We start from the raw sequence: 12683 nt of genomic DNA, 5'->3' as shown, positions 1-12683 counted from the left end.
AATTGACGCAAGAATATTTAAGTCGATGGTATTTTCAGGGGACAGGAACGCAATCCCAATATTGTTGTTGTGAGAGTTAATAGGTAGGTGAATTATTAACTCTTTTTACTTCTTACAATATAGTAAACTCGCAAATTTACGGCTAACTTAGTATTTATGCACTAGTTAGTTGGTAACCCATTGAATGGAAAAGCAGTTGAATCACCTTCCTTATCAAATCCAAAGTCGCCTTACTCATAAATTACTTATCGCGTTAGTGATTATTTCACTGTTCAGCTCAGCGATGGCAGGTCTTTACTTTGATAGTTCAAACCGCTTTAAAGACAATGCACAAAAATCAGAACTTGTTCATAAAATTCTTAACCAGTATTCAAATATTGCCCTTTACACTTTCGAAAAGCTTGTTGCGATCGGTGAAATGTCGCGCAATGGCATCGTGCTTGCGCCTGAGTTACGCGAAGAAAATGAGCAAAAGTTGCGTACAGCAATTGTTGAAGTACGTAATTCCCTGTTAAAAAAAGTAGCTTTGGCACCTGAGGTCAGCACGCAAAATGAACTCGCGTTGTTAGACCGAGTAACACAAAAAGTTGAGCGCATTATTACGACTTCGCAAGAAATCAGGTCGCTTATTACACGTGGTGAATTATCTGAAGCGCAAAGCCTGTATCGTTTATTGCAGCAACAGGGCGTGCATGCTGAATTTAATGCCTTAATAAGTGAGGCCGTAAAGCAAGAAAATTTACAGGCTGAAGCGATCCGTGATAACAGTAAAATTATGTCTGAGCGCAATAACCGCTACTTGGCAATTGCACTCGGGCTATTAAGTTTGTTTATGATGCTGACCATTTGGTTTTTTTGGCAGCGTATTTCAAAGGCAACAAAACAACTTCAGTTTGCAGCTAGCCAGTTTACAGCCGGCAAACTAGAACACCGTATTCCAAAACTAAAAGACACCGAATTTGCCAAGCTTGCAGATGCCTTAAACTTTATGGCAAGTGAGCTAAAAACCAAACAAACAGAATTGGGTGAGGCTAAACTTCAGCTGGAAGAAAAAGTACAAGAGCGGACAAAAGCCTTGGCTTTGAGTAACGAAAAATTGGCGTATGTTGATAAGCAGCGTCGCCAATTTTTAGCTGATATTTCTCATGAATTACGCACGCCTCTTACAATAATTCGCGGTGAATCAGAGATCTTGTTACGCAGTCATTCAGAGAATGTCGATGATTACCTTGAAACCCTTGTTGCAGTTGTTGATCAAGTAAGTCACACCACTGCATTGATCGATGATTTGATGCTAGTTGCGCGGTCGAGCGCAGGTGAGTTAAGGCTTTCTTGTAGTGAAGTGAATCTATCAAAATTGATTCAGGATTTGTGTTATGTGTACCGTCGTAAAGCGCAAGAGCGTAAACAAGATATAGTATTTGATATTAGCGAAGAGATCAGTCTTGAGCTTGATGAACGTAGAATCCGCCAAGTACTAATGATTTTGTTAGAAAATGCACTTAGCTACTCGACTGAACATGCGATTACAGAAGTAAAAGTATTGTGTCGTCAGCAAGTGGTTATTATTAAAATAATTGACGCAGGTCAGGGTGTTACTAAGCAAGAGTTGGAAAATATTTTTGAACGCTTTTATCGTAGCAACCGTTCAAACACACCGGGTTCGGGGTTAGGTCTGCCTGTTGCAAAAGCGATAGTTGATGCGCATGGCGGTCATATTAGTTTAAAATCAAATGCTTCAGGTGTAGGCTCTGTGGCGACTATACTATTACCATTAAATGGTGAGGAACGTAATGAGAATTTTATTAGTTGAAGACGATGACCGCGTAGCGAGTTTTTTAGAGCGCGGATTACGTGCTGAAGGGTACTTTGTGGTGCGCGCCAGCGACGGTAAAGAGGGATTAGATCTAGCGCTTGAAGGCGACTTTAATCTGATTTTGCTCGATATAATGCTTCCGGGTTTAAACGGCTTAGAAGTGTGTCAGGCATTACGCATTAAAAACTTTGAGATTCCAATCATTATGCTGACCGCCATGGATGCTTCTCAGGATATTGTGCACGGCTTACGTTTAGGTGCAGATGATTACGTAACTAAGCCTTTTGCCTATGAAGAACTTTTGGCGCGAATTGAAGCGGTTACGCGTCGCAAGCCATCGCAAAAAGCACGTTCGAATACACTAACGTTTGAAGAGTTGAGATTTGATCGTGACAGCTACATTGTAACCTTGGCAGATAAAGAAATTTCGCTAACGGTTAAAGAGATGGCGATACTTGAACTGCTAATGACAAACCCTGGCAAGTACCTTAGCCGCGAGCGCATTTTAAGCAATGTTTGGGGTATGGAAATGGATCCAATGACCAATGTTGTTGATGTTTATATTGGTAAGTTACGTAAAAAGCTAATGCTGTCAGATCAAGACGAGAGCATGATAGAAACTAAGCGAGGCATAGGCTACCGATTGGTTTGTGCATAATTGCCAAGGTCGCAGGGCTTTAAAAATCAAAAAGGGCGAGTTTACTTGAGTAAACTCGCCCTTTTAACTTCAGGTAATTGGTTTATTAGCGCTTAGCAATGAAGTCTGTGTTATCGCTAAATTGTTTCGCTACTTTTGCGTTTTTGATGTCTTGCGCAAACGCGTCAAGTGATTTGCCGTTACATAAAATATTTTCAGCAGCCTTACGTACGTTTTTGTTTTCCTGCTTAAGTAAGCGACGTAATTTACCATCTTGCTCATTTGCCGCTGCGGCGCAGATTTTTGACGATAGGCTATTATCTGATGGTGTTACTTTAGCGGCTGCGCTGAAAGATAAAATGCTTGCTGCTGCGATAGTTGCTGTAATTAGTTTATTCATGTCTCATTCCTCATGGCGGTGAAGTTAAATCGTTTTGTTGGGTTCTATATTACGAATTTTTAAAAGGTTGAGTTCGGCAAAATGATTAGCGGTAATGTTTGGTGATTGATGGTAAATATGCGTGATAAGTGAGATTTGGCAAAAAGCTATCGTTGAAAGTCAGTTTTAGTAGATAAAAATTTCATCTATTTTTTGGTGTATCGAAAGTAGAAAATCCTAACAGTGTTTAAACACAGAAAAGGGCGAGTTTACTTGAGTAAACTCGCCCTTTTGACTTCAGGTAATTGGTTTATTAGCGCTTAGCAATGAAGTCTGTGTTATCGCTAAATTGTTTCGCTACTTTCGCGTTTTTGATGTCTTGCGCAAACGCTTCAAGTGATTTGCCGTTACATAAAATATTTTCAGCAGCCTTACGTACGTTTTTGTTTTCCTGCTTAAGTAAGCGACGTAATTTACCATCTTGCTCATTTGCCGCTGCGGCGCAGATTTTTGACGATAGGCTATTATCTGATGGTGTTACTTTAGCGGCTGCGTTGAAAGATAAAATGCTTGCTGCTGCGATAGTTGCTGTAATTAGTTTATTCATGTCTCATTCCCTATGGCGGTGAAGTTAAATCGTTTTGTTGGGTTCTATATTACGAATATTTAAAAGGTTGAGTTCGGCAAGATGATTAGCGGTAATGTTTGGGGATTGATGGTAAATATTGATGATAAAGGTGTGAAAATTGCTTTTTTTAATAAAAATGTTAATTTTTTGATGTTTATTTGAGCAAACAAACTTTTTGCTATTTACAGTTTAAGGTTGGCTGAGTATTATTTTGCGCATGGAGAGATGGCTGAGTGGTTGAAAGCACCGGTCTTGAAAACCGGCATAGGTTAATAGCCTATCTAGGGTTCAAATCCCTATCTCTCCGCCATTTTAAATGTATTTGCGCTGGAGAGGTGGCCGAGTGGCCGAAGGCGCTCCCCTGCTAAGGGAGTATAGGGTTTGTAGCCCTATCGAGGGTTCGAATCCCTCCTTCTCCGCCATGTATAAAGCAAAAAACCCTGCAACTTGTTGCGGGGTTTTTTGCTTTATGGCTTGTGAAGCGAGGCTTTGGTTCGAACCCTGAGTTCGAAGTTCTTTATTTTAAGAATAGTCAGGAACAATTTGAGCCGCGGACGCGCCACGTAGTGGGCGAGTGCAGGATGCACGAGCGTTAATCCCGACTACCTTCCATTGCACAAAACAAATTAAAGCCTCACATAAATAGTTTGCGGGGTTTTTTGCTTTATGGCTTGTGAAGCGAGGCTTTGGTTCGAACCCTGAGTTCGAAGTTCTTTATTTTAAGAATAGTCAGGAACAATTTGAGCCGCGAACGCGCCACGTAGTGGGCGAGTGCAGGATTCACGAGCGTTAATCCCGACTACCTTCCATTGCACAACACAAATTAAAACCTCATATAAATAGTTTGCGGGTTTTTTGCTTTATGGCTTGTGAAGCGAGGCTTTGGTTCGGATTCTTAGTTCGAAGCGATTATCCCAATTCAATCAGTTGTGATTTACTTACTAATAATCCATTGCGATCGCCATAAATCCAATCGCCATTATGAATAGTGACATCTAGAAAGCTGACGGCTCTTACTTGTTCGCCTAAACCTTGTTTTTGCGTCTTCCGTGGTACACAGCCTCTAGCCATAATTGCTAAAGACATCTGTTCTAAAATTTCAACATCACGCACACAGCCGTTTACAATAATGCCTTGCCAATTATTTTCGATGGCGAACTTGGCAAGATTATCGCCTAAAAAAGCGAATTGTTGAGCGTTATTGGCGTCGACGACTAATACCTTACCGTCACCGTTGCTTTTGAGTAACTCACCTACCTTGGAGTTATCATTTGGACATTGGATGGTGATTGCTTGGCCTGCGAACGTAGAAACATTACCAAAGTGAAGTAACCCTGCGCTAGCTACTTGAAGTTGGTCAGAATATTCGTCGTATAGGTCGGGAGTGGTGAAGTGTGTCATAAGCAGTGCCATTTATTTTGTAGTAAATAAATTAAAGCACTGCTTGGAATGTGTAAAAAATTTATCTCGTCAATAACTGACATTTCTAGCTGAAATAACTCATTATCTAGAGATTTTGACAGCTGTGCCGTAAGCGAGGATCTCCGACATGCCCGCGGCAACAGCGCTTGTGGTAAAGCGTACATTAATCACGGCGTCTGCACCTAAGCGCTGGGCTTCTTCTGTCATTCGTGCTTGAGCGACTGAGCGGGCATCTGTCATCATTTCCGTGTAGCCTCTAATCTCGCCACCAACGATAGTTTTAAGACTTGCCATAATGTCACGGCCTACGTGTTTAGAGCGTACAACATTACCTGTTACTAAGCCTAGAGATTGCGTAATTTGATAGTTAGCGACTTGTTCGGTATTGGTAATAATCATTTTCTTACTCCTGTTTTGCTTGTGGCTAGAGTAAGGGGAATACGGAATTAAGAAATAGGAAGAATGATAGAAGGGTAACAAACAGGATAAAAGGAAAGTGAGCTCGACTTATACCGATTGGTATAGGGTCGAGCTCGAAACTAATTAACCTTCGTTTACTAGGTTATGTAGTTCATCTAAAGAAGCTGCAATTTTAACGCCTGGTACGTTTGTACCAACAGTAGCTTCAAAAGAACCTTCAATCGCTGAGCGGAATGAAGTGAAAGAGATGCGATATACACCACGAACAAGTGCTTTTGTTGGGTTGTTGATATCTGAAGTTTGACGCAGTAGAGAGTTGTAGCTTTGACCACCTGGATTTTGAGGTAGTTCGCTGCTGTCGTCATTGTAAGTCAGAGTTTGTAGTGACTTACCGCCGTTTTTGATTTTCGCTGGGTCAATAATGTCCATGCGATCTAACACAATGTAAGTATCGAAATATGTTTTAGAATCATTTTCGAAGTTATTTGTGTAGTTTACGTTTACGAAGTCGCTATCAGAAGGCGTTGATGTTGCTGGTGAAACCATAGATACACCAATTTCATCTACTGCCGCTGGTACCCAAGCGTATAGGTAGTAAGCGTCTTTGTTTTTGTATTTACCTTCTGGTTTTACAGATGCGTCAACATAACCAAAGTAGTTCGTGTAGTTAGCATATGGTAGACGTGCTTCAACACCCGCAACACCTTGTGTTACAGAGCTTTTAAGAGCAGGACCAGTACCAGACATACATGCAGTTAGAGCTAGAGCTGAAGAAGCAGCAAGAAGTGCTTTTTTTAACATTGAAATTTCCTTTTCATTCCGTGTTATAAAATCGCGGGCTATAATACAGAGCTGCGGTGTTTTTTCAATCTATTTAAGTAATTAATAGATGAAAAAATTTAAACTGTTTGGTTTTGGTAGGTTCTTGGGCTGCAGCCAAATGTTTTTTTAAATCGGCGGCTAAAGTAGCTTAATTCGCTAAATCCGTAGTCGTAGCATACCTGAGTAACAGCAGTTCCTTGTTTAAGTTTTGCTGCAGCCGCTGTTAGCTTTTGTTCAACAATAAAAGCTTGTGGTGTGCAGCCTAATTGGCGCTTAAATTCTAAAAATAACTTACTGCGTCCCATACCTGCACTTTTACATAACATTTCAATTGAGATTGGCTTAGTTAAATTTTGTTTTATAAAGCTAATGGCCGATTGCAATCCGTTATGGCCAATTTTGTGATTGCAATGCTGCAACACCAATTCGCGCGATCGATCTTGCAGCATGCGTACGAGCAACTCACTAATACCAAGATCGATCAGCACCTCTCGGTCTTGCTGGTTTTCGCTAAAGGTGTCAACTAATCGTTGATAAAGCTGTTGAGTAAACGGGTTATTGCTCAACTGCAGTGTAGCGCTTTGCTCATTGTAATAGGCTTGCTCTAATCGCATTCTCTCTGCTACTTCCTGCACTTTTTTACTGTCAACTTCAATGGTTAGACATGATGTCGGAGCGCTTAAATGTGCCTCAGGAAAGTCAATTTCAACGTGTTCACCTCCGGCAATAATAAAGCTTTGTCCCGGTAAAAATTCTTGTCCTCGTTGCAGGCTGTTATGATGCATTACTTTTTTACCGGTATGCATAGCACAAAACATTAATTGTTCAGCATGAAATGGAATGCGCTCACAAGCTTGATAGGTATCGTAAACACACAGTTGTACATGGTCGCTATTAAATGCAGCTCGATTATCAATTAAGGTGCTAACTTTACTGCGTTTTTCCTGTAACAACATACCTGCTCCTCCAAACTTGTAGAGATTCATAATGGCTAAATTGTGCACTCTCAGTCAAGTTATTTGGATGCAGAGTCAAGCAACAATTATTTTGAAGTACTAGTCTGAGGAAGCACTTATTCAAGTTGAAGAAAGCTTCTAATAACAACACACATAAAGGAAACAAAATGATTTACGCAAATCCAGGGCATGCAGATGCCAAAGTACAGTTTAATGAGCAGTATGAAAACTATATTGGTGGTGAGTGGGTTGCTCCTGTTGACGGCAAGTATTTCGACAATACAACACCGGTAACAGGAGAAGTCATTTGTCGTATACCTCGCTCTAACGGTAAAGATATTGAATTAGCCCTCGACGCAGCGCATAAGGCAAAAGATGCATGGGCACAAACATCGGTAACAGAACGTAGTAACTTGCTATTAAAAATAGCCGACCGTATTGAGCAGAATCTTGAAATGTTGGCAGTTGCAGAAACATGGGATAATGGTAAAGCAGTGCGCGAAACACTTGCTGCTGACCTACCACTGTGTGTTGATCACTTCCGCTACTATGCTGGCTGTATTCGCGCACAAGAAGGCTCAATTGGTGAAATAGATAATGGTACGGTGGCGTATCACTTTCATGAGCCTTTAGGCGTTGTTGGCCAAATTATCCCATGGAACTTTCCATTATTAATGGCGGCTTGGAAATTAGCGCCAGCACTTGTGGCTGGTAATTGCGTTATCTTAAAACCAGCGGAGCAAACTCCTGTATCAATTCTTAAGCTGATGGAAGTCATCGGTGATTTATTGCCAGCAGGTGTATTGAATGTGGTTAATGGTTTTGGCGCCGAAGCTGGACAAGCACTTGCAACCAGTACACGTATTGCAAAAATTGCGTTTACGGGATCGACGCCAGTTGGTGCGCATATTTTAAAATGCGCCGCAGAAAACATTATTCCATCCACCGTTGAACTTGGCGGTAAGTCACCGAATATATATTTTTCAGACATTATGCAGCAAGATGAAGAATATATTAGCAAGTGTGTTGAAGGGGCTGTGTTGGCGTTTTTCAACCAAGGTGAAGTGTGTACATGCCCATCTCGTCTCTTGGTGCAGGAAGACATTTATGATGAGTTTATTGCGCGTGTTATTGATCGCACTAAACAAATTAAGCGCGGTAATCCGCTTGATACAGATACTATGGTTGGTGCGCAAGCATCGCAAGAACAGTTTGATAAAATACTTAGTTACCTAGCGATTGGTAAAGACGAAGGCGCAGAGCTCTTAACGGGTGGTGGTGTTGAGCAAGTATCTGAAGAGCTAGGCGGCGGTTATTATATTCAACCAACCTTGTTTAAAGGTAACAACCAAATGCGCATTTTCCGCGATGAGATTTTTGGTCCTGTTGTCAGTGTTGCAACCTTTAAAGACGAAGCTGAGGCGCTAGCAATTGCTAACGACACTGAGTTTGGTTTAGGTGCAGGACTTTGGACTAAAAATATGAATCTTGCGTATCGCATGGGGCGTGGAATTGAAGCAGGACGTGTTTGGACTAATTGTTATCATCATTACCCAGCGCATGCGGCATTTGGTGGTTACAAAAAATCAGGTGTAGGTCGTGAAACTCATAAAATGATGCTTGAACACTATCAAAATACTAAAAACTTGTTGGTAAGCTATAGCGATAGTCCTTTAGGTTTCTTTTAATTCCCCTTTTTAATTATTCCTAAGCAATTAGGGCTCTCATTTGAGAGCCTTTTTATTTTATTAGCCAAAGAGAATTAAGTATCGCTGTTAAGATTTTGTAAACACATGTTCTTTATACAGTTGTTAGTTGTAAGAAAATATTTTAGTGGTTGTTTTGTTTGCCTAGTTACAGTAAAAAAGAACGTAAATTAACCAAAACAACGGACTGTACATGCTATTTTTTAATATAAAAAACCAAGCATTTGAACACCCGCAATATATTCAATGTAGTCAATGTCACCAAGTCGCGGTTACAGCACATACACAATTAAAGTTTGTTCGTTTTGGTTTAATTCCGTTATTTCCATTTGCGTTAGAGCGCGCTTCATATTGCGCCAATTGTAGCGCTAAAAATGTGCCTGAAAATAGTCAATATTCGAAAGTGCCGATATTTCACGTGTTAACCAAATTTATTGGTACTGTATTAATCATTTTGATGCTGAATTGGCTTTGGCAGCAGCATACTAAAGCACAGAATATTGAAATAAACATCGTTAACCAGCCGCAGATAAATGATTTCTTTTTTATTGATTACAGTAAGTTTTTAAAAGAGGAATATTATCAAAAGCGAGTTGTCGCGGCTAAAGTGGTTGCAACTGAAAATAATATGGTCACCTTAAAACTCGGTCGCTATAACTACAGTCGTGAGCGCGACCTTAAACTGTCGGCGCGCAGTGACAATTTTGTGCAAAAGGGCTATTTTTTTAGTGAAAGTCAGACTTTTAGCCAGCAGCAAATAAAAGATTTTTACGACGATAACACCATCTATGCAGCTTACCGACCTAAAGATCTAAAACTGTTCGGTGGTTTTGTTGTTATGCCGAGCAATCCAAAGCCCTTATATGCAGGCTTTAAATTGAATAAAGCAAATCAAGAAGGCATTGCCGCCTATCAGGAAAAGGATTTTTCGACAGCGTTTGAATATTTTAGTGAAGCAGCAGATCAAGGCGATAGTTGGGGACAGTATAATCTGGCAAAAATGTATTTAGCCGGTGAAGGAACAGATAAAAACAGGGTACAAGCTGGGCACTGGTTAACGTTGTCGGCTAAGCAAGGACATAGCAAAGCGCAGCAGCTGTGTGATGAGCAAGGTTTGTGTCAATAATCGCGTAGATTAGCTAGCGCGCTCTAAATCTTCAATACATACTTTACACAAATCGAGATAGCTGTGGATATTGTTTTTTGTCCAAAGCTGTCTGACCTGTGTGTCTTGTTGCAAAATAAAGCTATTAAACTCTTCAAAAGCAACAGGGGTGTAATTGGCTACATAATGTTTGAAGGCTTGTTGCACCGATTTATGGCCTAATGCTGAATCGCTAATCACACTTTCAGATGCTTCGACAAGTAATCCACTAAAGCGTAACAGTTCAACTTTAGGTGAGCCTAAACGCTGTACTTTAATAAAGCGTTCGCGCAGTAGTTTTTGTTCTTCTTTCGCCAGCTCAATAACGATTTCACTTAGGTATTTTGTTTCGCGGTTAGCCCCATCAAGTGAACTGGATAGCTGCCTCGCTTGGCGCTTAAAGTTCTCACCCCGCACATAGAGAAAAATCATGGCGAATACTGCAAGGGCGATGCTACCCATAATGGTAATATTCATGGCTGTCCTAAACGCGTTTTATTGTTGTTATACCAATTTTACTTATTATGCGATTGTTCATAAAATCAGTGCAATTAATATATAAACTAGTCTTTAATATCTGATTTCTCAAGAATTATATCATCAATAACAGACCAGCGACGCACGTAGGGTTTACTGCCTTTACCTAAAATCCAGTAGTCGTAGACCTCTTGCACTCTGCCACTAGCACGGCGAATATCGAGCCACGAGTTAAGGTAATTTGCCAAGTCATCGTGACGTTTAGCAACCGCAAATCCTGTAGGGTATTTCGCTTTTGAACCCTCGGGAACGACAACGCCAAAGTCTGGATAAAACATGGTCCAAGCAAAGCCTGCTTCAGCGCTAATTAACAAGGCATCGTACTTATCTGGGTTGGCAAAAAAATCACGATAGCTAGCAATATTGGTAAGCGTGTAATGTTTGTTGCGTTCAAATTCTTTACCGAGTAACGCTTGGTATTCTATGGTGGCAAAGTTAAGGGATTCATGGGCTTGCAGCGCTTCTAAGGTTTGAAACTCTTTACTGCGATGGTCAAGGGTCACTAAGGCAAGCTTGAGCTCAAGCACCGGATCGGTAAACAAGACCTTTTCGATATCATCTAGGTTAATTTCCAGCCCCGACATGGCAATATCAAAGTACCCTTTATTGAGGTATTCCACCAGTTGTGGCTTTTTAAATGGAATAAACTCCACCTGTACGCCCAAGTCTTCGGCAAGTTTATGTGCCAAGCTAATATCAAAGCCAACGAGCTCATTGTTGTGATTAAAATAGCTAAACGGTACGTTGTCGGCAATGTAACCAACGCGCAATAAATTACGTTTTTTAATTACACTTATATTGGTAAGCGATAACTTGCCATCTTCATATGCCTTTGGCACATGATTTAGTACATGCTCAGGCACTTTGTCACTTACCACCATGTTGGCAATAATATCATCCGCGGCATGTGAGCTTTTCAATAGTTGTGAGTTAACTGTGTAGGCCGCGAGCATGCAGGCGGGTAATAACCCCCCAATTAATGAAAAATATAAAATGCTTTTTGCACGCTTATAACTCAGTTGCTTGCGCACATAGAAAATACTTAAAAAAGTGACAGCTACGATATAGACCACAGTAGTTGGAGATACAAATTTGGCGCTGATCACTGACATTGCCAAATACAGCTGATAGGTATCAGCTGGCACGCGCACGGTTTCCAGCATGTATGGAATTGCGATATGTACATTGGCAAAGTAGCTGAACAATGCGCTGATGGTGATATTTGGTACATCAGCAAGGGTTGCTTCATGGCCTGTAAGCCATGCTGCAAATAATACAAAAATGAGCGTGGTAAGCTTACCTAAGCTCGGGAACGTAAAGGCAATTGGTACCAGCACTTCGGCAATGTGATCTGAATTGGCATCGGCAATATTGTTTTTATGCATATAGCTTTTAATGCCTTCGGTGATCACGGGTAAGGTAATAAATACATTACCTGTGGTAAATGCAGCGATTAACGCATTGCGTGCAACATCAATTAGCTCATGATATTTCACCGGTGTAAGCGCCGCGACCAGCATAGGTAGCAAAACAAACATCAGAAACAGGCCAAGTAAAATTACCAACACAAGATACACTTGCAACGTACTAAGCTGGTCAACACTCATAGTGCCTGCTGAACTTGCGGTAATAGCGAAAATACCAATTGGAAAAATCTTAACGATTTTCTTTGAAATAACAGAAAGCCCTTCACCAACAACATCTAATATATTGAGTAAACTGCTTTTACGCACATTGCCCATTAACGCCATGCCCAGAGCAATACAAAAAATTACTAACGCGGGCACATTGCCTTCAGCCATTGATGCAAAAGGGTTAGAGGGGATATAACGAGCTACAAAATCGATTTCTTGCTTGGCGGAAATTAGCGCGGTAGAAAAGAAAGTACCGGCATCGTGTTTAGGTAATGTAAAAGCAAAACACCAAATAACAAATAAGCCAATCCCCCATAACGACAGCATGACGGTTGCCGCTTTAAGTAAAATAGAGCGTACTTGATCGGGTTCGAACTTACCAAGACCAACAACCAGCGAAACCACAATATACGGGAAAATTGTAATTTGCATTAGCTTAATAAAGCCATTGCCAACTGGCTGTAAAAACGCCAACCGTTCACCAAAAATAAGACCGAAAATGACACCGCCAATTAGTGCCCACAGCATGAGGTTTTTAGTCGCAAAAAAGTCGATAAGTTTCTTCATTGATCCACAAATAAG

The 12683-nt window shown here is 40.8% G+C and carries 12 protein-coding genes and 2 tRNA genes; 6 read left to right on the top strand and 8 right to left on the bottom strand.

Annotated features, from left to right (window positions below; translation table 11 throughout):
* The first annotated feature begins 184 nt into the window (after window positions 1-184).
* Together PSPO_RS14125 and PSPO_RS14120 are read left to right on the top strand one after the other, a co-directional pair.
* Window positions 185-1813: a sensor histidine kinase gene (locus tag PSPO_RS14125; protein WP_010561386.1), complete on the top strand. Its 1629-nt coding sequence runs from the start codon at window positions 185-187 to the stop codon at window positions 1811-1813.
* Window positions 1794-2474: a response regulator transcription factor gene (locus PSPO_RS14120; RefSeq protein ID WP_010561387.1), complete on the top strand. Its 681-nt coding sequence runs from the start codon at window positions 1794-1796 to the stop codon at window positions 2472-2474. The genes PSPO_RS14125 and PSPO_RS14120 overlap by 20 nt, the downstream gene beginning before the upstream one ends.
* An 85-nt stretch (window positions 2475-2559) precedes the next feature.
* Here PSPO_RS14120 and PSPO_RS14115 read toward each other — a convergent pair whose 3' ends face one another.
* Together PSPO_RS14115 and PSPO_RS14110 are read right to left on the bottom strand one after the other, a co-directional pair.
* The gene (locus tag PSPO_RS14115; protein WP_010561388.1) at window positions 2560-2853 is read right to left on the bottom strand and encodes a DUF3718 domain-containing protein; all 294 of its coding nucleotides are present in this window, start codon (window positions 2851-2853) and stop codon (window positions 2560-2562) included.
* Between the two features lie 292 nt (window positions 2854-3145).
* Window positions 3146-3439, bottom strand: a complete 294-nt coding sequence (locus PSPO_RS14110; protein ID WP_096035297.1) for a DUF3718 domain-containing protein — start codon at window positions 3437-3439, stop codon at window positions 3146-3148.
* A 240-nt stretch (window positions 3440-3679) separates the two neighbouring features.
* Between PSPO_RS14110 and PSPO_RS14105 the strand changes: the two genes are divergently transcribed.
* A tRNA-Ser gene (locus PSPO_RS14105) sits at window positions 3680-3770 on the top strand.
* A gap of 19 nt (window positions 3771-3789) precedes the next feature.
* Window positions 3790-3882, top strand: a tRNA-Ser gene (locus PSPO_RS14100).
* Between the two features lie 487 nt (window positions 3883-4369).
* On the opposite strand, the gene rraA is transcribed toward PSPO_RS14100, so the two are convergent.
* The 4 genes from rraA to PSPO_RS14080 all read right to left on the bottom strand — a co-directional run bounded on the left by rraA (window position 4370) and on the right by PSPO_RS14080 (window position 7080).
* Complete coding sequence (gene rraA / locus PSPO_RS14095; protein ID WP_010561390.1) at window positions 4370-4861, bottom strand: ribonuclease E activity regulator RraA; 492 nt, start codon at window positions 4859-4861, stop codon at window positions 4370-4372.
* 102 nt (window positions 4862-4963) lie between these two features.
* The gene (locus PSPO_RS14090; RefSeq protein ID WP_010561391.1) at window positions 4964-5281 is read right to left on the bottom strand and encodes a YbjQ family protein; all 318 of its coding nucleotides are present in this window, start codon (window positions 5279-5281) and stop codon (window positions 4964-4966) included.
* Window positions 5282-5425: 144 nt separating this feature from the next.
* Entirely contained in the window at window positions 5426-6103 is a 678-nt protein-coding gene (locus PSPO_RS14085) for a LipL32 family surface lipoprotein (RefSeq protein ID WP_010561392.1), read from the bottom strand.
* A gap of 98 nt (window positions 6104-6201) precedes the next feature.
* A complete protein-coding gene (locus tag PSPO_RS14080; RefSeq protein ID WP_010561393.1) occupies window positions 6202-7080 on the bottom strand; it encodes a helix-turn-helix domain-containing protein in 879 nt (292 codons plus the stop codon).
* Between the two features lie 167 nt (window positions 7081-7247).
* On the opposite strand from PSPO_RS14080, the gene exaC reads away from it, so the two are divergent.
* Both exaC and PSPO_RS14070 read left to right on the top strand, forming a co-directional pair.
* On the top strand, window positions 7248-8768 hold the full coding sequence (exaC, locus tag PSPO_RS14075; protein WP_010561394.1) for an acetaldehyde dehydrogenase ExaC: 1521 nt from the start codon (window positions 7248-7250) through the stop codon (window positions 8766-8768).
* 211 nt (window positions 8769-8979) lie between these two features.
* Window positions 8980-9912, top strand: coding sequence for a tetratricopeptide repeat protein (locus PSPO_RS14070; RefSeq protein ID WP_010561395.1), 933 nt, complete (start codon window positions 8980-8982; stop codon window positions 9910-9912).
* A 9-nt stretch (window positions 9913-9921) separates the two neighbouring features.
* Here the strand turns inward: PSPO_RS14070 and PSPO_RS14065 are convergent, their stop codons facing one another.
* The gene (locus tag PSPO_RS14065) at window positions 9922-10407 is read right to left on the bottom strand and encodes a hypothetical protein (protein WP_010561396.1); all 486 of its coding nucleotides are present in this window, start codon (window positions 10405-10407) and stop codon (window positions 9922-9924) included.
* A gap of 86 nt (window positions 10408-10493) precedes the next feature.
* Complete coding sequence (locus tag PSPO_RS14060; protein WP_010561397.1) at window positions 10494-12668, bottom strand: cation:dicarboxylate symporter family transporter; 2175 nt, start codon at window positions 12666-12668, stop codon at window positions 10494-10496.
* Window positions 12669-12683: the final 15 nt, after the last annotated feature.

It is taken from the genome of Pseudoalteromonas spongiae UST010723-006, assembly GCF_000238255.3.
In the GTDB taxonomy this organism is placed as follows: Bacteria; Pseudomonadota; Gammaproteobacteria; order Enterobacterales; family Alteromonadaceae; genus Pseudoalteromonas; species Pseudoalteromonas spongiae.
The sequence above is the reverse complement of the archived record's forward strand: the minus strand, read 5'-3'. Positions and strand labels throughout refer to the sequence as shown.